A 20,032-nucleotide genomic window follows, 5' to 3' on the forward strand; every position below is an offset into this window, starting at 1 on the left:
GCGACCTCCTGTGTGCTCGGTGCGTGTGGCGTCGTGGGCGGTTCGGCCACCGGGCCGCGGTGCCCGGTCAGCCGAAGGTGAGGCCGAGGGCCGCCACCGCGCGGTCGAACTTGCGGCGGAGGTCCGACTCGTCGTCGCCACCGGTGAAGATGTGGGCCACTTCGTAGCTGTAGCTGTCCTGTTGGGACACCGTGGAGAGCTTCTGCCCCTCCTGGGGGACGACGTCGATCCGGACTCCGGGGATCTCCCGCTCGATGGCGGCGATGCGCTCGGGGCTCGGTATCTCGTGGACCGTGCCGTCGGCGAACCAGCGGTAGTACCACTTGGCGGCCATGGCGTACTCGCCCTGGCCGCTGGGCAGCGCGGGGTCGCGGTCGAGCGCCAGGCTGATCATCCGGCTGTGGTTGGGGGCGCCGTCGACGTACTGGAAGAGTTCCGCGTGCGACTGGGAGTGCCGGGGGTTGATCTCCAGCAGGCTGACGTCGCCGGTGCGGGGGTCGTAGAAGTACTCGATGGAGAAGGTCGCCGAGTCGAAGCCGATCTGCCGCATGGTCCGCTCGCTGATCCGGTGCAGCGAACGGAGCACCTCGGGCGGGAGGGTGCTGGGGTACTGGTGCCTCAGGAAGCACGGCGAGTCGGGGTAGTTGATCGAGTCCAGCACGCCGTAGACCGTCGGCCGGCCGTGGTACACGTATCCCTCTACGGCCACCTGGATGCCGGTCATGGCCTCCTCCGCCAGGCAGACCTCGCCGCCGATCCCGCGCATCTCCTCCGGCAGTTCCAGCAGGTCGAGGACGGTCTGGAAGGGCCGCCCGACGCGGCCGATGCCGTGCCGGATCTCCTCCACCGCAGCCCGGAACCCGGCCTCGTCGTCGACGCCGAAGGCGAGCTCCGAGGAGTAGGCCAGCGCGGGCTTGAGCCACATGGGGAAGGACACCCCGTCGGGCGGGCGCGGGTCGTCGGTGTCCAGGTCGACGCGGCCGAAGCGCGGATACGCGTCGACGGCCTTCCGCTGTTCGAGGCGGCTCCAGTACTTGTGCTCGCACTTGACCACGGACTCCAGGCTCGTGGTACGGGTGCCGTACTCCTTGCCGAGCATCGGGACGAGGGTGCTGACGGGGAAGTCCCAGTAGCCGACGATCGCGTCGATGCTTCCCTCGTGGGCGTCCAGAACGGACCGGGCTCGTTCGAGGAGGTGGTTCACGGAGACCTCCCCTTCCTGGAGCTCCTCGATGGTGAGCAGGCGGTGGAAGCGGTAGGAGTCCGCGTCCGGGACGGCTTGCAGAGTCGGCAGGTTGGCGTCGTCGAGTCCGACGACGAAGATGTTCTTGAGCTGGTCCTTGGGCACGTCGATGTCCTTCCGAAGCGGGCCGTTCCCGCACGTCGGTCCGCCTGCCCGTGCCGGCGCACCTCATGCGGGGACGTGTCCTTCGCCTCGTCCGGCGTACCGCGGCGGCTCCGTGCCCGGACGAGCGGGGGGCGCTCCCTGCCGGACATCCCCAACTCCGCCCCCGGACGTCACGCCCTTGCGGCGATGGCGTGGAGGTGCGAACGCATGTCGGCCATGAGGCGTGCGGCGTCGGTCAGCAGCGTCCCCTGGAGCGTGGGGGCGGCAGGGACCGCCTGCGGTCCCTGGAGCGGCCGGAGACGGTCCAGATGTTCGTCTGCCCGCGCGAAGTGGTCGTCCAGGCGCCGGAGATCGGTCCGTTCGACCCGGCCGATCTCCTCCAGGACGTCGGCCGCCCGGTTCAGGAAGCCCGCGTACTCGCTGCGGAACGGCGGCAGCAGGGCCTCGACGTGTCCGTCGGACACGGCGTGGTCCAGGGTCCGCGTGACGGACTGCAGGTGGTCCAGAAAGCGTTGGGCGATGGTCAGCGCCTCTCGGGCACGGGGCATCGCCTCCTGGCGGGTGTCTGCGGTGCGCCGGGGGTTGAGCCGCGAGTTCTCCGTCTCGGCGTCCACCTCACCGTGCAGACGCTCGCACTCCGAGGCCAGGCGGCGCCATCCCGCGCGCAGGCGCCGCACGGCGTCCGCGTCGCCCTCCCCGGTGGCCGACGCGTCGGCGAGCAGGCGCGTGTCGGCGGAGACCCGGCGGCAGAGGCCTGCGACCGCCTCCTGGTGCCGGCGGGTGTGCCGGGCGGGGGCGAGGAGGAGGTGCGCCCCGATTCCGCACGCGGCTCCGACCGCCACGGACGCGGTGAGGTGGCCGATGTAGTCGATGCGTCCGCCTCCGGCGGAGAAGGCGAACAACCCGACCACCGCGACCTGGGCGCCCTGGCTCCCGAAGGGGCGGAACCTCCCCACGGCCAGGCCGAGCAGGACGAGCAAGGTGAACACCCACCAGTGGATCCCCGCCCAGGCCGCCAGGGCGGCGGCCAGCACGGCGCCCGCGGCCATGGCCATCAGGTACTGGGCGCACTCGCGTACGGACCGGTAGACGGTCGCCTGCAGCACGACCAGCACGGTGAACGGGGCGAAGGTCGTCACGGTCGCCGGCAGCAGGTGGCGTGCCAGCACCCAGGCCACCGTCGCGGCTCCCACGCTCTTCGCGCCGAGCACCAGGTCGTCCCGCTCCGGCCCGGGAGCGCGCAGCCCCCTGCCCACGTGCCCGACCGCGGCGGCGACCGCGTCCCCCACTCTGTGCAGCATGCCCGTCCCCTCGTCCTCGTGCGCGGCGTCATGTCCTCCTTCCGCGTGTGCCCCGCCGGGCTCCGTCCACCCCGGGTCACCTCCTGGACGGTCCCGGTCCGGGCACGGCGTGCCCGTGGCGTTTCAGGACGTTCCCCTCGGGAAGCCGCCGTGACAACGGACGACTTCCCGAGGGGAGCGAGGCCGATGTCAACAGGAACGATTCTGGCCATTGTCATACCCGTGGTGGTGGTGATCGCGCTGATCGTCGTGGCCGTGGCCCTCAGCAAGCGTCGTCGGCGTCGGCTCCGTGAGCGGTTCGGGCCGGAGTACGACCGCACGGTCGAGGACACCGGGAGCAGACGAGCCGCCGAGCAGGAGTTGGGCGCCCGCGAGGAGCGCCATGAAGCCTTGGACATCAGACCGTTGTCGACGCGGCAGAGGGAGACGTACGCCCAGGAGTGGCGCGGAGTGCAGGAGGAGTTCGTGGACCGGCCCGAAGGCGCGGTGCACGACGCGGACCGGCTCGTGACCTCCCTCATGCACGAGCGGGGCTATCCCACCGAGGGCTTCGAGCAGCAGGCACGGGATCTCTCCGTCGAACACGGGCGCACGTTGGAGCACTACTGGGCGGCGCACGAGATCAGCACGCTCAGCACCACTCAGCGGGCCACCACCGAGCAACTGCGGGGAGCCATGGTGCACTACCGGGCTCTCTTCGACGAACTCCTCACCAACGGAAGCCCGACCGACCCCGGCCGGGCCTGAGAGGACAGGCGCGTCATGCGCGAGCATGAGACACCGTCGCAGACCACGAGCGGCCTGTCGACCGAGGACCTCGCCCAGCGGACCGGCCGCGGTACGGGAGTGGAGACCGGGCGTAGCACGGACGAGGAGACCGGCCGCGAGACGCAAACGGATCGACAGGAGCAGGATCTGGAACAGGACCGGGGGCAGGATCTGGAACAGGACCAAGCGCAGGACCGAGGGCGGGAGGGTACCGCCCTGAATGCACCCGTGTACCCCGGGGAGAGCACTGCGGTCGGCGACGCTCCGGGAGCCGATGAGAAGCCGGGGAGCAACGCTCCCGCGCCGGGGACGCGCACCGAGACGAACGCGGAGCCGGCAGGGACCGAGCCTGCCGCGGAAGAGCAGGACGGCGGCTCGGCTCGGCTGCTGGACAGTGACGACGACGCGTCGTTCCGTGCGCGCTGGAGCGACATCCAGAGCATGTTCGTCGACGATCCCCGGGAAGCCGTTCACGCGGCCGACGCCCTGGTCGCCGATGTGATGCAACAGCTCGCCGCGACCTTCGCCGACCACAAGAGGAATCTCGAAGGGCAGTGGGGCGAGGACGACCGTGTCGACACGGAGAGCCTGCGGGTGGCCCTCCGCCAGTACCGGTCCTTCTTCAACCGGCTCCTCTCCCGCTGACGCGGGTCCACCCGTCCGGCGGGCTCCGCATCGCTCCGCCGTGCTCCCGCCGGACCCACGACCCGGAGGGTGCGCGGCGGACCCGCGTCCCGTGCCCGCACACCACCCGGGGCACACGACGAGCGGGCTTCCGGGACGGGAGGTGTCAGGGCGGACCGGGCGGGTAGCGGCGAAGTAGCCGATGCACCTGATCCTCAGCCGTGCGCCATGCCGCCTGGTCACCGACATCTCGTCTTGTCACCGCCATCTCGTCTCGTCGCCACCATGCCGTCTGGTCGCACTGCGGGGGCCCTGTCGGCGTGCCTGCCGTCCGCCGGGGCGGGCACACCTCCGGGCGGCCGGCGCCGACCGCCCACGTCCCCGCCGTCGGGTGTACCGCGGACCAGGGAGGCCACGCGCCCCACCCCGCAAGGAACACGAGAAGGAGCATCATGGCGATCAAGGTCTCCGACCTCATCCTCCAGCGCCTGCGCGCGTGGGGCGTGGAGCACGTCTTCGGCTACCCGGGAGACGGCATCAACGGCCTCCTGGCCGCATGGGTTCGCGCCGACGACACCCCTCGCTTCATCCAGTCGCGCCACGAGGAGATGTCCGCCTTCCAAGCGGTCGGCTACGCCAAGTTCTCCGGCCGCGTCGGCGTCTGCACAGCGACCTCGGGCCCAGGAGCGATCCACCTGCTCAACGGCCTGTACGACGCGAAACTCGACCATGTGCCGGTGGTCGCCCTGGTCGGGCAGATCGACCGCAGCGCCATGGGCGGCTCCTACCAGCAGGAGGTCGACCTGCTGAGCCTCTACAAGGACGTGGCCTCCGAGTTCTGCGAGATGGTCACCGTCCCGGAGCAGCTGCCGAACGTCATCGACCGGGCCGTGCGCACCGCGTACGCCACGCGCTCGGTGACCGCCGTCATCGTCCCCGCCGACGTGCAGGAACTGGACTACTCCCCTCCGACGCACTCCTTCAAGATGGTCCCGTCGAGCCTCGGCCTCCCTTCCTACGCGCCCGTGCCCTCCCCCGCCGACATCGCGCGGGCCGCCGCCGTCCTCGACGAGGGGAAGAAGGTGGCCGTGCTGATCGGCCAGGGAGCGCGCGGTGCCCGTCCCGAGGTCGAGGAGCTGGCGGACCTCCTGGGTGCCGGAGTCGCCAAGGCGCTCCTTGGCAAGGACGCCCTGCCGGACGACCTGCCCTACGTGACCGGCTCGATCGGTCTGCTCGGTACCCGCCCCTCGTACGAGATGATGCGGGACTGCGACACCCTGCTGGTGGTGGGATCCAGCTTCCCGTACAGCCAGTTCCTGCCGGAGTTCGACCAGGCGCGCGCCGTGCAGATCGACATCGACCCCTTCATGGTCGGCCTGCGCTATCCCTTCGAGGTGAACCTCGTCGGGGACGCGAAGGAGACCCTGAGGGCCCTGCTGCCACAGCTGAAGCGCAAGAAGCACGGGCCCTGGCGCAGGAAGATCGAGAAGGACGTCGCCCGGTGGTGGCAGGTCATGGAACGCCGAGCCGCGGTCCACGCCGATCCCGTCAACCCCGAGTTCGTCGTCCACACCCTCGATGCCCTGCTGCCGGACGAGGTGATGCTGGCGGCCGACTCCGGTTCGGCGGCCAACTGGTACGCACGTCATCTGCGGCTCAGGGGAGCCATGCGCGGATCGCTCTCCGGGACCCTGGCGACGATGGGTCCCGGGGTGCCGTACGCGATCGGCGCGAAGTTCGCTCATCCCGACCGCCCGGCGGTGGCCCTGGTCGGCGACGGCGCCATGCAGATGAACGGCATGGCGGAGCTCATCACCGCCGCCAAGTACCACCAGGACTGGCAGGACCCGCGACTGGTCGTCGCCGTGCTCAACAACCTCGACCTCAACCAGGTCACCTGGGAGATGCGGGCCCTGTCCGGCTCCCCGCAGTTCCTTCCCTCACAGGCGCTCCCCGACGTCCCCTACGCGGATTTCGCGCGCTCCATCGGGCTCGACGGCGTACGCGTGGAGAGGCCGGCGGACGTGGAGGACGCCTGGAAGCGGGCGCTCGCCGCCGACCGTCCCTTCGTCATCGACTTCCGCACCGACCCCGCCGTCCCTCCCGTCCCGCCGCACGCCGATCTCGACCAGATCGAAGCCACCGCGTCCGCGGTCCTCAAGGGGGACAGTGATCGCGCCGGGATGATCCGGCAGGGGCTCAAGGCCAAGATCCAGGAGATCCTTCCGGGGCGCGGCCGCGGCCGCGCCGACAAGGACGGCGTGTGACCGGCAAGCGATGACATCCCCCGCCTCGGAACCCCACGCCGCGCGTGGGGGGCACTCCTGTCGCCTAGACCGAGCAGGTCCAGCGCCGTACCGGCCTCGTCGCGGCCCGCCGTGCGGCCTCGCCGTGCGGGGCGGTCAGCTCCACGCATGCGGCCCGCCGGCACGAGCGCTCGGGCTCGGGCCGGCGGGTGGAAGGTGACCACAACTCTTGGGCACTCAGGCGTGGCGGTGGTGTCGCTTGTTGCCGGAGACCAATCGGTAGACGGCCAGGAGGATGACGGAGCCGACGATGGCGGCGATCCAGGTGGAAAGGTCGAAGAATCCGTCTATGGAGTCGACGCCGAAGATGACCTTGCCGAGCCAGCCGCCGAGCAGGCCGCCCGCGATACCGATCAGCATCGTGATGATGATGCCGCCCGGGTCCTTGCCCGGCATCAGGGCCTTGGCGATGAAGCCCGCGAGCAGTCCGATCAAGATCCAGGCAATGATGCCCATGTGCTTCTCCTGCCTCGATGAATAGTGCTGTCAGCTTTCGTCTTCACCGTGCCGGGAATTCCAAACACAGCGAGCGGAGATGACCGCGACGGCAGCCGGAGCCGACGGCGGGGCGCACCCGGCGCCGTGTGCCGCCGACGAATCGGTGACCGGGGTGGGCTCGCCCGGGCGCGATGTGCGGTCGTCTGCCCGGACCCGGCCCCCGCTCCGGCCGTGCCCCGGAGCAGGCGGTGTCCGGGGCCGGGTCAGGACGTCACGGAGCAGGAGGCCGTGGCCGTCGCGGTGTCCGGGTGAATGGTGAAGACACGGTCCAGACCGACCATGGTCAGGATGCGGGCGGTGTTGGCGGGGACTGCGGCCAGGGCGATGTCGCCGCCCTGTTCGATGGCCAGGTTCCGGGTGGCCAGCAGAGCGGTGATGCCGCTGGAGTCGCAGAACGTCAGGCCGTCGAGGTCCAGGACCAGCAGCTGCCCGGCGGCAAGGGTCAGGTGGTCCGCGGCCTTGCGGAGCTGGGGTGCCGTCGCATGGTCGAGGTCCCCGGTGATCTCCAGTACGGGACCGGTGGCCGCCTCGGAAGCGGTGATCGTCAGCGGGCTCATCTCAGGTCTTCACTCGCGGGGGTGGGAAGGGAGGAGGGGAGCAGAGCGGGCACGCCGAGGGCCAGCAGCGCGGTGTCGTCGTCGAGTCCGTCGCCGAATCCGGCGATCAGTCCCGTCAGGCCGCTGATCAGTGCCTGCGGGCCGGCCGGGGGCCGACCGGCGACGAAGGCGCGCAGGGCGTCCTCGCCGTACAGTTCGCGCTTGGGCCCGGTGCGGGCCTCGGTGAGGCCGTCGGTGTAGGCGAGCAGAGTGTCGCCCGAGGACAGCCGGGTGCGTGCGGCGGTGAACTGGACCTCCGGCAGGACGCCGATGAGCATGCCACCGGGGGTGGGGAGGTAGTCGGCGCTGCCGTCCGCGCGCTGGACCAGTGCCGAGGGGTGTCCGCCGGAGGCCAGGTGTACCTCGACGTGGCCGTCGCCAGGGTGCAGGGTGCCGAATATGGCGGTGCAGTAGCGGGGGTCGCCGCTGGTGTACCGCTGGTGGAGCACGGTGTTCAGGGTGTTCAGCACGGTGACCGGGTCGGGGTCGTGCAGGGCGGCCGCGCGCAGGGTGTAGCGGGTCAGCGAGGTCACCGCCGCGGCCTGGGGGCCCTTGCCGCACACGTCGCCGAGGAAGAACGCCCACCGGTCGGTACCGAGGGAGAACAGGTCGTAGAAGTCTCCGCCGAGCAGGTCCGGGGAGGCCGTGTGGTAGTGGGCGGCGGCCTCCAGGCCCGGGACGGAGGGCAGCTGGGCGGGAAGCAGGCTCTGCTGAAGGACGGCGAGGGCTTCCTGGAGCCGGTCACGGTCGGCTTCGGCCCGTCGGCGTGCTTCTTCGGCCGCCTGGCGGCTGCGCAACAGTTCCTTCTCATAGGCTCGGCGGTCGCGCGCGTCGAAGACGGTGGTGCGGATCAGCATCGGCTCACCGCTCTGGCTGGTCTTCACCTTCGAGGTGACCAGCACCGGCATCCGCTGTCCGCCGGCGGCTTTGATGTCCAGGGCGACACCGCTGACCTCGCCCTCCATCTGCAGCGTCGGGGCGAAGTGGGTCTCGTGGTACAGCTTGCCGCCTATGGTCAGCAGGTCGGGGAACCGCATCCGCCCCACCACCTGGGGCCGCTCCAGACCCAGCCACTCCAGCAGGGTGCAGTTGATCTTCGCGATGGTGCCGTCCATCAACGTGGACAGATACCCGCACGGAGCCTGCTCGTACAACTCCTCCGGGCTGTCCTCCAGCATGGAGGTGAACGCAACATCCGCCATGTCCACGTCGGGCTCCCCGTCCGGGTCCTGCGCGGTGCGGCACATCATCCGGTCGACCCGAGGAAGCTGGTGATCGCGGCGGCGGTGGCCCCGGGTGCGCTCAGCTGCGGGCAGTGCCCGGTCGCCTCCAGCGTCACCAGCCGGCTCCCGGGGATGGCGGCGTGGACGAAGGCGCCGACCTCACGGGGAGCGATCACGTCCTGCTCACACTCCAGAACCAGCGTCGGCACCGTGACCGTCTTCAGGTCCTCGCGGCTGTCGGACAGGAAGGTCGTACGGGCGAAGACCCGCGCCATGTCCGGATCGGTCGCGCAGAACGCGGCGGTCAGCTCCTCGCCGAGTTCCGGCCGGTCCTCGTTCCCCATGATGACGGGGGCCATCGCAGCCGACCAGCCCAGGTAGTTCGACTCCAACGACTCCAGCAGCTCGTCGATGTCGTCCGCGCCGAACCCGCCCCGATACCCCTCGTCGTCGATGTAGCGGGGAGAGGGTGCCACCATCACCAGCCGGGAGAACCGCTGCGGCACCTTCGCCGCGGCGAGGACCCCGACCATCGCACTGACCGAATGCCCCACGAAGGTCACGTCCCGCAGGTCCAGCTCCTCGCAGACCTCCAGCACGTCCAGCGCGTAGCCCTCCAGCGAGCTGTAGCGCCGGTCATCCCAAGCCGCAGCATCCGCCCGACCCGAGCCCACGTAGTCGAAGAGGACCACCCGGTACTCCGTGGCCAGGGCGGGGAGCACCAGACGCCACATGTTCTGGTCGCAACCGAACCCGTGCGCCAACAGGAGCACCGGCCCCTCCGCACGGCCGGTGACGGTGACGTTGTTCCTGCGGCGGATATCCATGTCGGCCAGTCTCCCATCACTTCTCCCGGGCCTGTCTCCGGGTACGAGTCGGTACGGTAGAGGGACGTGGCGTCAGTGATGATCAAGGTCGCGGAGTCGCTCCGACGGGAAGGGCGCCCTTTCGGGGCTCGGCCTCCATGCGAGTGAGCCCCGGCGCCCGCGACCGCGTGCACCGGACGAACCTGGGTACCAGGCATTTCATGACGCGAATACCACTAACCCGGCATCACCGGATCTCAGACACGAGCGGCGAAAGCCGCGCGGGCGCCGAGAAGCGAGGGCGCACCGGTTCACCTGGAGGCGAGGACTCCCGCCAGGACTACGGACCCGACCCGCAGGTCGAGCGAAGAGCACCTGACGCTCCCACTCAGCTGAGCCGGAAGTCGTGGCGGAGCGTGCTGCGCGGAACCGTTACGGAGTTCAGGAAGGACGAACTGACCGACCGCGCGGCGGCGCTGACCTACTACGGAATCCTGGCGCTCTTCCCCGCCCTGCTGGTACTGGTCTCGCTTCTCGGCCTGGTCGGCCGGTCTACCACTGACGCGGTGCTGGAGAACGTCACCACACTCACCCCCGGCGCTGCGCGCGACGTGATCACGAACGCGGTGCAGCAGTTGCAGGGCAGCGCCGGACTCGGTTCGGTGATGGCGATCGTCGGCCTGCTGCTTGCGCTATGGGCGGCCTCCGGTTACGTAGCCGCGTTCATCCGAAGCGCGAACGCCGTCTACGACGTGCCCGAGGGCCGGCCTGTGTGGAAGGTGCTGCCCGTTCGCGTCGGCGTCACTGCGCTGCTGCTGGTTCTGGCAGTGATCAGCGCGCTCATCGTGGTCTTCACCGGCTCTCTCGCCCGGCAGGTCGGCAGCGCACTGGGCATCGGGGACACCGCCCTGACCGTGTGGTCGATCGCCAAGTGGCCCGTGCTCGTGCTGCTGGTCATCGTCATGATCGCGACCCTCTACTGGGCGACGCCGAACGCCAAGGTCCGCGGTTTCCGATGGATCACTCCGGGCAGCTTCCTGGCACTGCTGATCTGGATGGTCGTCTCCGCGGGCTTCGCCGTCTACGTCGCGAACTTCGCCTCGTACAACAAGACCTATGGCACCTTCGCCGGGATCATCATCTTTCTGGTGTGGCTGTGGATCACGAACCTGGCGATCCTCCTCGGCCTCGAATTCGACGCCGAGATCTCCCGCCAGCGGGCCATCGCCGGCGGTCACCCGGAGCAAGAGGAACCGTATGTAGAGCCGCGCGACACCCGCGCCTGGGACGAGGAGGACAAGGAGCGTCTGCGCGGTCAGGACTGACCAGAAGGCCGGCTGTGACGGTCGCCGTCGAGCGAGCTCCAGAGCAGCGGACCTCGACCCGCGTGGCACGTCGTGTGGCACGGCCTACGCCGTCGGCCCGCCGCCGCCCGCAGCCGTCGGCAGCCGTCGGCAGCCGTCAAAGGGTGTGGTCGGGGTGTCCGTCGGTACGCCGGCGCCGCTTCAGGCGCGCCTCGTGCAGATGACTGCGGCCGTGGGCCAGCTGAGCGACGATGTCCCGCTCGATGTCGACGAAGGGCCGGTAGTAGGTGTCGTTGTAAGCCTCGACGATCTGGAACGTCCAATGCCCCGGGATGACGTTCCGCCCGAGGACCTCCCGCTCCACCCGGCGCGCCGCTTCCTCATGGCCCGCTTCCCGCAACAGCCGCACGGCGTCGTCCAACTGGAAGTCCGCCGTTCCCGTCAGCTGGTGGAACCCGTACAGATGTCCTCGCGCCCGCTCCGTCGTCTCCAATGCCTTGGACAAAGCGCCCAGGGCGGCCACGGTCGTCTCACTGACCTCGTCGGGTACCTGATGTGCATCATCCAGCGACTCTTCCACCTACCCATTGAGCCCCAGAAGCACGTGGAAGAGCGGGCGACACGACGGAGACCCGCCGCCGTCTGATTCTCGCTCGGCAGCGGAGTCGGTGCCCGGTGCCCCCACCGACTCGACGGGTAGCCGGCGCCTGGGAGGGGCCGCCCCGCTTTCGCCGGCAGGCTCACCGCGGCCCGATCTGCCTGCGAGCGGCCGGGGCGTCACCGTACCCAGGACGGCGGACAGTCACGTACACACCGACGCACGCGCCGTGACGGGCCCGGCCCCGTTGGACCTCCCCTCCCCCGTCCGGCGTAGACCCGGGACCGTCGTTCACGGCACGCACGACTACGGCCGGCAGTCCGGCCACCGCGGCGCGCGAATGCGTCTTCCGGACCTGTCCAACAGACTGGACAGAGCCTCGGAGGTCACATGCGGCCCCCTCGGCCCTCGTCCCCGAACCGAAGGAGCAGACGTGGCCGCCGAACACCCGCCGGTGCCTGATCGCCCTCACCGCGGGATCCGGGTCGCCTCGGTACCCGCGGGCCACGTCTACGTGCGGCATTGCGCCGCGGCGGAATCCGACGACGTCACACGCCTCCGGGACCCCCGGCCGACGGGTGTGCCCAGTACCTCGCAACGCTGGTGGCCGCCGGTCATGCTGGACCCGGACTGGGTGAGCAGCCACCACGACGACTTCGACGTGTTCCACCTGCACTTCGGGTTCGATGCGCAGAGCCCCGCCCAGCTGTCCGCACTCGCCGATGCCCTCAGACGGCACGGCAAGCCCCTGGTCTACACCGTGCACGACCTTCGCAATCCCCATCAGCCCGACCCGGCCGCCCACGAGGCCGCGCTCGACGTCGTGATCCCCGCGGCCGACCGACTCATCACCCTCACCCCAGGCGCCGCCCGGAGCATCCGCAGCCGCTGGAACCGCACGGCGACCGTGCTGCCCCACCCGCACGTGGTGGACATGCCGCGTCTGCTCCGCGCCAGGCCGGGCCGCGACCGTTTCCGGGTCGGGGTGCACGCCAAGAGCCTGCGCCCCAACATGTCGGTCCTCCCGGTCGTTCGCGTACTCGCCGAAACCGTCGCCGAGCTCCCCGGCGCGGAGTTGCGGGTCAACATCCACCGGGAAGTGGCCGACCCCGCCGCCGCGGCCTACGCACCGGAACTCCTCGGGGCGCTCGGCACCCTGCACAGCAAAGGGCGCCTCACCCTCACCGTCCACGACTACTTCGACGACGAGCAGCTCTGGGACTACCTCGAATCCCTCGACCTGTCGGTGCTGCCCTACGTGTTCGGTACGCACTCCGGCTGGCTCGAAGCCTGCCATGACCTCGGTACCGCCGTCGCGGCCCCGGACTGCGGCTTCTACGCCCAGCAGCGCCCCTGCCTGACCTACGGGCACACGCAGCAAGGGGGGCTGGACGAGTGGTCGCTGCGCGAGGCGGTGATGACGGCTTTCGAGGAGAGGCCCGCGCCACGCGCCACCGCGAGGGACCGTGCGTCCGAACGCGGCGAGATCGCCGCCGCCCACCGTGCCCTCTACACGAGCCTGCTGCGATGAGCAGCCTCCGGGTCGCTCTCATCGCGTCCATGCGCTTCCCGATCGCAGAGCCCTTCGCAGGAGGGCTGGAGGCCCATACCTGGACGCTCGCCCACGCTCTGACGCGGCGCGGCCATCGCGTGCACCTCTTCGCGGCCCCCGGGTCGGACCCCGCGCTCGGTGCGCGTGAACTGCCCGTCCGCCGCGTGGTGCTGAGCGCCGCGGCCCGCTCGGACGCCAGCATGCCCGGGACCGCGTGGATGGAAGAGCACCACGCATACCTGGGACTGATGCTGGAGCTGGCCCGTGACGGCGAGCACCGGTTCGACATCGTGCACAACAACAGCCTGCACTACCTTCCCGTCGCCATGGCCTCGGCCCTGCGTGTCCCCGTGATCACCACTCTGCACACGCCGCCCACCCCAGGTCTGGAGTCCGCCATCCAGACCGGGGACGACTGTCCCGTCACCTTCACGGCGGTGAGCCGGTTCACCGCCTCCTCCTGGCGGCCGACCGTTCGTGCCGCACGGGTCGTGCACAACGGCGTGGACACCGACTTCTGGACGCCGGGCCCCGGCGGCGGCAATCTCGTCTGGTCCGGCCGGCTGGTCCCGGAGAAGGCACCCCACCTGGCGATCCTGGCGGCCCGCGCGGCCGGCGTCCCCCTGCTCCTCGCGGGCCCGATCGCGGACCGCCGGTACTTCGACGAGCAGGTGGAGCCCCTGCTGGGGCAAGGCGCCACGTACGTCGGCCATCTGAGCCGACGGCGTCTCGCCGCGCTCCTCGGGACAGCCGCCGCCGCTCTGGTGACACCCGAATGGGACGAACCGTACGGTCTCGTCGTCGCCGAGGCCCTCGCCTGCGGCACCCCCGTCTGCGGCTTCGACCGCGGCGCCCTCGCGGAGATCCTGGAGCCGCCTCACGGGCTGCTGGCGCCACCGGGGGACGTGCGGGCCCTGGCCGGTCTCATTCCCCGCACCATGAGGCTGGACCGCGGGGACGCCCGCCGACGGGCTACCGGCTTCTGCTCCCTCGACCGGATGGCCGACGCCTACACCGACCTCTACGAGGAGGTGAAGCGGTGATCGGCTACTACGTCCATCACCAGGGCCGCGGACACCTGCACCGCGCGCTGTGCATCGCCGCCCACACTCCGGAGGACGTCACCGTCCTGACCTCCCTGCCTCGGCCCGCGGCCTGGCGTGGTGGCTGGGTGCACCTGCCGCCGGACGACGCCGACTCCCCCGACGACCCGACGGCCCGGGGCCGCCTGCACTGGGTCCCCCTGCACCACCCCGGCCACCGCGAGCGGATGGCGATCATCGCCGAGTGGATCGGAGGCGCCGACCCGGCCCTGTTCGTCAGCGACGTCTCCGTGGAGGCCGCCACCCTGGCACGGCTCATGGGGACCCCCGTCGTCGTCGCCGCCATGCGGGGCGAGCGCCAGGACGAGGCCCACCGACTCGCCTACGACCTCGCGGACGCCCTCCTGGCGCCCTGGCCGTCCTGCCTCCCCGAACCGGGCTGGCCCGCGCACTGGCGCGCCAAGACCGTGCACACCGGAGGTATCTCCCGCTACGACGGCCGCCCCCGCCCCGGCACCGGAGCCCACCCCCGCCGCAAGGAGGTGGTGGTGATGATGGGCGCCGGTGGCACGGACCTCGGCGCGTCCCAGCTCCGGGAGGCACGCCGATCCACCCCCGACTGGATCTGGACCGTCCTCGGAGGACCCCGTGCCTCGTGGATCGAGGACCCGTGGCCCGTCCTGTGCCGAGCAAGCGTGGTGATCACCCACGCGGGACAGAACGCCGTCGCGGAGTGCGCGGCCGCTCGGGCCCCGAGCATCGTCATCCCTCAGGAGAGACCCCACCAGGAGCAGCACGCCACCGCCCGGGCGCTGGCCGCGGGCGGCCTGGCGACCGTGTGCGACACCTGGCCCGCCCCCCACGCGTGGCCGTCGCTGCTACACGAGGCCGCCGCCCGCCCGGACCGCTGGGCGCGGTGGTCTCCGGGGGACGGAGCCCGGCGGGCGGCGAGACTGCTCACGGAACTGGCCCTGCGCCCCACGGGAGGAACCGGTGCGTAGCGCCGTCATCACCCTGGCGAAAGGCCGGCACGCGCACCTGCGCCTCCAGCAGGCCGGGCTCGCCCGGAGCACGCTCCGCCCCGACCAGTACGTGGTCGTCTCCATGGCCGACCCGGGCATCGAGAACGTGGTCGGCACCGGCCGGCCGCCGGCTGCCACGGTGCTCGAACTGCCGCTTCGCGACGGGCGGCTCCCGCTCGCCGCAGCGCGGAACGCGGGAGCCGCACACGCTCTGGCGTCGGCGGCGGAACTGCTGGTGTTCCTCGACGTGGACTGCGTACCCGGCCCCTCCCTCCTCGCGGGATACGCGCGTGCCGCGCAGGACGGGGCCCTGCTGTGCGGCACCGTCGCCTACCTGCCGCCTCCGCCTTCGGACGGCTACCGCCTCGACCTGCTGCCGGAGACGGCCTCACCCCACCCCGCTCGGCCGGCTCCCCCCGACGGCGTGGTTCTGAGGGGCGGCGACCCGCGCCTCTTCTGGTCGCTGTCCTTCGCCCTCACCGCGCGCACCTGGACCCGCATCGGAGGTTTCTGCGAGTCCTACACCGGCTACGGAGCGGAGGACACCGACTTCGCCGCCACGGCGGCCCTCCGCGGGGTGGATCTGCGGTGGGTGGGCGGGGCTCCCGCCTACCACCAGTACCACCCGACCTCCCGTCCGCCCTTCCAGCACATCGACGACATCCTCCGTAACGGAGCGCTCTACAAACGACGGTGGGGTTACTGGCCGATGGAGGGGTGGCTGCACGACTTCGCCGCCCACAGCCTGGTCGAGTACGTGCCGGCGACGGACACGTGGCGCAGAACCTGAGCCGGCACGCCTCAGCGGGTCGAGAACGTGTTCTGCGGTGCGACCGCGGTGAAGTGCGCCCCGTCGGAGTCGGCGAGGTCGACCCACCGGGTTGTCGTGGACGTGTGCACCGGGGCTACGGGCCCGCCTCCCAGCTCCATGGCCGCCGCCATCGCCACTTCCAGGTTCTGTACGGGGAAGTGGACGTGCCAGCACGGGCGGATCCCCGGGTCCGGCGCCTCGTCGACCGATCCGCCGCTGATGCGCGCGACCGTGTCGTGGCCGTGACGCAGGACGACGTGGTCGTGCTCGTAGGAGGCCACGCAGGAGCCGGGACGTTCCCCGGCCCAGTCGAGAACCTCGCCGTAGAAGATCGAGGCGGCGAAGACGTCGCGCGTGTGCAGCTCCAACCAGGCAGGGGCACCGCCATGGCCCACCGACCAGTCCGGGACGACGTCTCCCTCCCAGAAACCGAAGATCGCTCCCGCCGGATCGGCCGCGAGCCCCGCGCGGCCGGTACCGAACGCGAGGGGCCCCACCGCCATGGTCGCCCCGCGTTCACTGACCCGTGCGGCAGTGACGTCGGCATCCGGGACAGCGAAGTACGGCGTCCACGCCACCGGCATGTCGGGGCGCTCGGCGAGGGCGCCGATCCCCGCGACGGGCATCCCCTCACGGAGAGCCACCGAGAAGCCGTCGCCGAATCGGCTGGGCCGGAACGCCCAGCCGAGCACACCGGCGTAGAAGCGTTTCGCGGCGGCCAGGTCCCGGGCCATCAGACTGACCCAGCACGGGGCGCCCGCGATCTCATGGCTCGACGTGGACACGGCCGTGACCCTCGGATCGCTCATGGGGGGCGGGACACTCCTACCGTAAACCCCGTACGAGCAGCAGGCCACGAGCAGGACCCACCGACGGCTTCCGATCATGGCCTCGCCGCGCAGCTCACGCGCCGTGTGAAGGTCCCGGCGGCGGACCGCCCTCGCGACCCCCGCGGACGACCGACCGCGGCGGCTCGTCCAGAACCGTGTTCCCCGCCGTCACGACGTCCGTGCTCCGCTGATGCCTGCCGAAGGACGGGGCCGGACGACCGCGCGACGCGCCCCGATGTGGAGGCGCGGTGTTTGTGCCCGCCTTCTGGGGGCAGAGGCGGCTCATCGATCACAGAGCGGAAAGAGGCCGGCGTGCTCATCAGCCACGATTCTGAGAACGGCGTACTGCGGCTGGTGCTGCTGCGCGATCTCGACGTCACCACGCGCGCCGCGGCCGCGGTGCAGGTGGAAGCGCTCCTCCACGCACATCATCCCCAGCACGTTCGGTGGCAGTGGCCGACGGCCAGCCCCTCGGCCGCGTCGCTCAGCGTCCTCGCCCGCGCCCGGCGGCTGTGCGATGCCCTGGGCGCCTCCCTGACCGTCCTCAACGCCACGACCCCGGTCCGTCCAGGCCCTCAGGCCGCGGCGGCGTAACCGATCACCCTGTGGGGAGGGAGCCATGTCCCACGAACTGCTCGACCGCGTCCAGCACGTCCTCGAACGGGCGGGCTACGGTCCGGACAGCGGCATCGCCCTGCACCGCCACGCGCACGGGGTGATCATCAGCTGGAACGCCGAGCATCTGGTCCGCCCCTCGATCGCCGCGAACGCCGCCGACGCCCACGTCCACGCCGGCGCGGCGACTCCGGGCGTCCACAACGCTCCCGACATCGCCCTCACCAGCGTCCTGCGCAAGGCAGGCCTCACGGCCGCACATCACCCCGACGGATTCATCCTCGTCCACATCCGGTGAGGGCCTGCGCACGGCTGACCACCTCCTTCGCGGCTGGTTCGAGGACCAGGGCCCAGAGGCCCCGCCGCCCGTGAGCCCTGGCCGCCCCGCCGTCTGCCGTCTGCTTCCCGGTTCCGACACGGCCCCTCGGCCCGGCGCTCCGCCGAGGCCGCCTGTCAGGCGGCCGTACCGGCGCACCCGCAGGCGCGTCCGCGTCAGTGCGCCGGCCCGGCGTCGAAGGCGATGTCGTCCACCCGGGAGATGACGGCGGACATGTTGGTCTGCATCATCCGCAGGGCCGCCTTGGCCAACTCCGCGTCGATGTGGGCGACCCCGTCGGCTGCCACCACGACGTCGAAGTGCCGGATGTGGGCGTCCAGGGCCGAGTACAGCACGCACTGCTCGGTCACCTGACCGCACAGGACCAGACGCTCGGTTCCGAGTTGGCCCAGGAGGTAGGCCAGAGGGGTTTCGAAGAAGATCGAGTGCCGTGCCTTGACCACGAAGAGCGAGTTCTCGTCGGGTGCGACGGGCGCCACCAGGTCGGCGTGCCGGCCGGCGAGAGCGGCCCTCAGGATCTCCCCGTGGTGGGAGCGCCACTCGCCGAAGTTGTCGTTCACGTAGACCACCGGCGACGCGCTGAGCCGGGCCCGCTCGAGCAGCTTCGTGATCTTGGGGAGGGCTTCACGGACGGAGGGCACCAGGGCCTCGGCGTCGTCATGGGCGTAGGTGTTGAGCATGTCGATCACGATCAGCGCCGTACCGGGCATGGAGTCGTCACCTTTCACTCGTCGTGCTGCCCGCGCGAGACGGATCGGCCGGCGGGCGATGACCGCGCGCTCCGGCCCATCAGCGGCACTGTGCCCCACCAGTCTGCCCCGCGGGTGTCCATTCCGCCCCGCTGGCGAGCCGGGAAGCCGGAACGGGGCGCCCATCCGGTGCAAGGCGCTCCAGGACCCGCGAGCGGAGGCGTCCGAGAGCGAAGGGCCTCCGCCTCGGCGAAGCCGGAGCCGCCGCACGTGGCGGCCGCGCGGGCGCGCCCGCGCGGCGCGGGACGCGTGGCCGCTCATTCGAGTCCGAGGGCTTCGACCACCCCGCGCTCCCGTTCGCTCACCCCCTCCGCGTGCTCCGCGACGACCGCGTAGCGCCACGAGCGGCCGTCCGGTGGGGCGTCCGCATAGAGCACCACCCCTTCCCCTCGCTCCGGGTCGAACGCGAGCCCGTGAGCCTGAAGCCGGTCGAGGGCTTCGGGCAGACCGAAGGCGACCCGGGTGTGCCCCCTCGACACCGCCCACGCCGGGTGGGTTGTGCCGGACGCGGACGTGAGCCGGGTGACCATGGCGTGGGGCGTGGTGGTGGCCGTCCTGCGGACGTTGCTCTCACCGGCGTACGGCACTCCGTCCGTGTCGATCAGTGCGTCGAGTCCGAACGGGCCGAGGTAGCCGTGGTCGGCCAGGTGGCGGCCCAGTCGCAGCCCCCACTTCTCCAGTTCGCCGGCCACGTGCGCGCACGACGGCGGCAGGGGTGAGACGTACCCCGTGAAGGAGCCTCGTTCCGTGCGCATCGCCCCACTGAACAGGGCTCGGGTCCCGGAGGCCGTGTTCTCCATCTGGATGCTGACCGACGCGACCGCGGCCACGTACTCCTCCACCACCCAGGTGCCCTGCGGGCCGCCGACCGCGTCCAGTGCCGGCCCTGTCGCTCCTACGTCGTTCCGTGAGAGGAAGAGCATCCCGTGTCCCCCTGCCGAGCGGTCGGGCTTGACCACCACCTGATCGTGCTGCGCCACGAGCTGCCGTGCGACATCTCCGACTTCGGCCCGTCGGCACACCCGTCCCGCGGGCAGTCGCATACCCAGCCGTTCGGCGGTCAGGCGGAAGCCGGCCTTCGTGTTCAGCAGCATCGTCACCGGGAGGGCAGCGGCCGCCTCGTCGACCGTCGCGTACGAGTGGACGGCCACCCCGAGCTCACGCGCGAACGCGACGGCGGATACGTCGAGGGCGGTCGGCAGCAGCGCCGTACCCGGCCGGCGCACGTGAGCGGCGACCCGATCCATCAGCCCGGCCTCGCGGACCGCCTGGGCCAGCGGGACGGCCCCGGCCGGCGGTACCTCGATGATCGCGGTCTGCTCGCGGGGCACCCCCGTCAAGTCGCTGACGTACTGCCGGAACTCACTGCTCAGCGGGGCGGGGGTCACCAGTGCGTCGCCGGCCCGCAGCAGCCACGCCTTGCGTGGCGCCTGCTGGGCCCACTGCGCCAGGACCCGGCCTTCCGCCAGGTCCACAGCCACGTCGGAGAGGAAGTTGGCGAAGACCAACAGGGGATCCGCACCCGGTTCTTTCACTGCCGTTCCTTTCACGCGGCCCGCCGCCCGTCCTTCCGGCCGGGCCTTGCTACCACCATCCTGCGGCCGCGCGGCGGCTCGGCGCAGCCGACAGTCGCGCCTACGGCGAACCGTCGATGCCGTGCGTCGGCAGGCGCGAGCGCCGAGGGGGTATGGTGCGGCCGGT

The 20,032-nt window shown here is 71.2% G+C and carries 20 protein-coding genes; 10 read left to right on the forward strand and 10 right to left on the reverse strand.

Going from position 1 to position 20,032, the window contains the following annotated elements; genetic code table 11:
* Nucleotides 1–67: 67 nt before the first annotated feature.
* Together ACIP84_RS00650 and ACIP84_RS00655 are read right to left on the reverse strand one after the other, a co-directional pair.
* Nucleotides 68–1,348: an ATP-grasp domain-containing protein gene (locus ACIP84_RS00650; RefSeq protein ID WP_401792847.1), complete on the reverse strand. Its 1,281-nt coding sequence runs from the start codon at nucleotides 1,346–1,348 to the stop codon at nucleotides 68–70.
* A gap of 170 nt (nucleotides 1,349–1,518) precedes the next feature.
* On the reverse strand, nucleotides 1,519–2,649 hold the full coding sequence (locus ACIP84_RS00655; RefSeq protein WP_401792850.1) for an aromatic acid exporter family protein: 1,131 nt from the start codon (nucleotides 2,647–2,649) through the stop codon (nucleotides 1,519–1,521).
* A 186-nt stretch (nucleotides 2,650–2,835) separates the two neighbouring features.
* Here ACIP84_RS00655 and ACIP84_RS00660 point away from each other — a divergent pair, with 186 nt between their 5' ends.
* The 3 genes from ACIP84_RS00660 (at nucleotide 2,836) to ACIP84_RS00670 (ending at nucleotide 6,308) form a co-directional block, all read left to right on the forward strand.
* On the forward strand, nucleotides 2,836–3,396 hold the full coding sequence (locus ACIP84_RS00660) for a hypothetical protein (protein ID WP_355962139.1): 561 nt from the start codon (nucleotides 2,836–2,838) through the stop codon (nucleotides 3,394–3,396).
* 99 nt (nucleotides 3,397–3,495) lie between these two features.
* Entirely contained in the window at nucleotides 3,496–4,062 is a 567-nt protein-coding gene (locus ACIP84_RS00665; protein ID WP_401792853.1) for a hypothetical protein, read from the forward strand.
* 431 nt (nucleotides 4,063–4,493) lie between these two features.
* Nucleotides 4,494–6,308 (forward strand): thiamine pyrophosphate-requiring protein, encoded by a 1,815-nt coding sequence (locus ACIP84_RS00670; protein ID WP_401792856.1) that lies wholly within the window; start codon nucleotides 4,494–4,496, stop codon nucleotides 6,306–6,308.
* 216 nt (nucleotides 6,309–6,524) lie between these two features.
* Here ACIP84_RS00670 and ACIP84_RS00675 read toward each other — a convergent pair whose 3' ends face one another.
* The 4 genes from ACIP84_RS00675 to ACIP84_RS00690 form a co-directional block, all read right to left on the reverse strand.
* On the reverse strand, nucleotides 6,525–6,803 hold the full coding sequence (locus ACIP84_RS00675; protein ID WP_319320888.1) for a GlsB/YeaQ/YmgE family stress response membrane protein: 279 nt from the start codon (nucleotides 6,801–6,803) through the stop codon (nucleotides 6,525–6,527).
* A 245-nt stretch (nucleotides 6,804–7,048) separates the two neighbouring features.
* Nucleotides 7,049–7,402, reverse strand: a complete 354-nt coding sequence (locus tag ACIP84_RS00680; RefSeq protein ID WP_401792859.1) for an STAS domain-containing protein — start codon at nucleotides 7,400–7,402, stop codon at nucleotides 7,049–7,051.
* Entirely contained in the window at nucleotides 7,399–8,688 is a 1,290-nt protein-coding gene (locus ACIP84_RS00685) for a SpoIIE family protein phosphatase (protein WP_401795577.1), read from the reverse strand. The genes ACIP84_RS00680 and ACIP84_RS00685 overlap by 4 nt, the downstream gene beginning before the upstream one ends.
* Nucleotides 8,688–9,491 (reverse strand): alpha/beta fold hydrolase, encoded by an 804-nt coding sequence (locus ACIP84_RS00690; RefSeq protein ID WP_401792862.1) that lies wholly within the window; start codon nucleotides 9,489–9,491, stop codon nucleotides 8,688–8,690. Before ACIP84_RS00690 ends, ACIP84_RS00685 begins: the two co-directional genes overlap by 1 nt.
* 200 nt (nucleotides 9,492–9,691) lie before the next feature.
* Between ACIP84_RS00690 and ACIP84_RS00695 the strand changes: the two genes are divergently transcribed.
* Entirely contained in the window at nucleotides 9,692–10,795 is a 1,104-nt protein-coding gene (locus tag ACIP84_RS00695; protein WP_401792865.1) for a YihY/virulence factor BrkB family protein, read from the forward strand.
* Between the two features lie 136 nt (nucleotides 10,796–10,931).
* On the opposite strand, the gene ACIP84_RS00700 is transcribed toward ACIP84_RS00695, so the two are convergent.
* Entirely contained in the window at nucleotides 10,932–11,342 is a 411-nt protein-coding gene (locus tag ACIP84_RS00700) for a hypothetical protein (protein ID WP_401795580.1), read from the reverse strand.
* Nucleotides 11,343–11,988: 646 nt separating this feature from the next.
* Between ACIP84_RS00700 and ACIP84_RS00705 the strand changes: the two genes are divergently transcribed.
* From ACIP84_RS00705 to ACIP84_RS00720, 4 genes are read left to right on the forward strand one after another with little or no spacing between them, the layout of a single operon-like run.
* Nucleotides 11,989–12,903: a glycosyltransferase family 1 protein gene (locus ACIP84_RS00705; RefSeq protein WP_355962156.1), complete on the forward strand. Its 915-nt coding sequence runs from the start codon at nucleotides 11,989–11,991 to the stop codon at nucleotides 12,901–12,903.
* Entirely contained in the window at nucleotides 12,900–13,967 is a 1,068-nt protein-coding gene (locus tag ACIP84_RS00710) for a glycosyltransferase (protein ID WP_401792868.1), read from the forward strand. The genes ACIP84_RS00705 and ACIP84_RS00710 overlap by 4 nt, the downstream gene beginning before the upstream one ends.
* On the forward strand, nucleotides 13,964–14,968 hold the full coding sequence (locus ACIP84_RS00715; protein WP_401792871.1) for a glycosyltransferase: 1,005 nt from the start codon (nucleotides 13,964–13,966) through the stop codon (nucleotides 14,966–14,968). The genes ACIP84_RS00710 and ACIP84_RS00715 overlap by 4 nt, the downstream gene beginning before the upstream one ends.
* Complete coding sequence (locus ACIP84_RS00720) at nucleotides 14,961–15,779, forward strand: galactosyltransferase-related protein (protein WP_355962164.1); 819 nt, start codon at nucleotides 14,961–14,963, stop codon at nucleotides 15,777–15,779. Before ACIP84_RS00715 ends, ACIP84_RS00720 begins: the two co-directional genes overlap by 8 nt.
* An 11-nt stretch (nucleotides 15,780–15,790) precedes the next feature.
* Here the strand turns inward: ACIP84_RS00720 and ACIP84_RS00725 are convergent, their stop codons facing one another.
* Nucleotides 15,791–16,609, reverse strand: a complete 819-nt coding sequence (locus tag ACIP84_RS00725; RefSeq protein ID WP_401792874.1) for a VOC family protein — start codon at nucleotides 16,607–16,609, stop codon at nucleotides 15,791–15,793.
* Nucleotides 16,610–16,942: 333 nt separating this feature from the next.
* Here ACIP84_RS00725 and ACIP84_RS00730 point away from each other — a divergent pair, with 333 nt between their 5' ends.
* Both ACIP84_RS00730 and ACIP84_RS00735 read left to right on the forward strand, forming a co-directional pair.
* Entirely contained in the window at nucleotides 16,943–17,224 is a 282-nt protein-coding gene (locus ACIP84_RS00730; protein ID WP_355962167.1) for a hypothetical protein, read from the forward strand.
* 25 nt (nucleotides 17,225–17,249) lie between these two features.
* Nucleotides 17,250–17,543, forward strand: a complete 294-nt coding sequence (locus ACIP84_RS00735) for a hypothetical protein (protein ID WP_401792877.1) — start codon at nucleotides 17,250–17,252, stop codon at nucleotides 17,541–17,543.
* A 194-nt stretch (nucleotides 17,544–17,737) separates the two neighbouring features.
* Here the strand turns inward: ACIP84_RS00735 and ACIP84_RS00740 are convergent, their stop codons facing one another.
* A complete protein-coding gene (locus ACIP84_RS00740; RefSeq protein ID WP_401792880.1) occupies nucleotides 17,738–18,292 on the reverse strand; it encodes a cysteine hydrolase family protein in 555 nt (184 codons plus the stop codon).
* Between the two features lie 296 nt (nucleotides 18,293–18,588).
* Entirely contained in the window at nucleotides 18,589–19,866 is a 1,278-nt protein-coding gene (locus tag ACIP84_RS00745; RefSeq protein ID WP_401792883.1) for a peptide ligase PGM1-related protein, read from the reverse strand.
* Nucleotides 19,867–20,032: the final 166 nt, after the last annotated feature.

Source organism: Streptomyces sp. NPDC088707 (assembly GCF_044752725.1).
Taxonomy (GTDB): domain Bacteria; phylum Actinomycetota; class Actinomycetes; order Streptomycetales; family Streptomycetaceae; genus Streptomyces.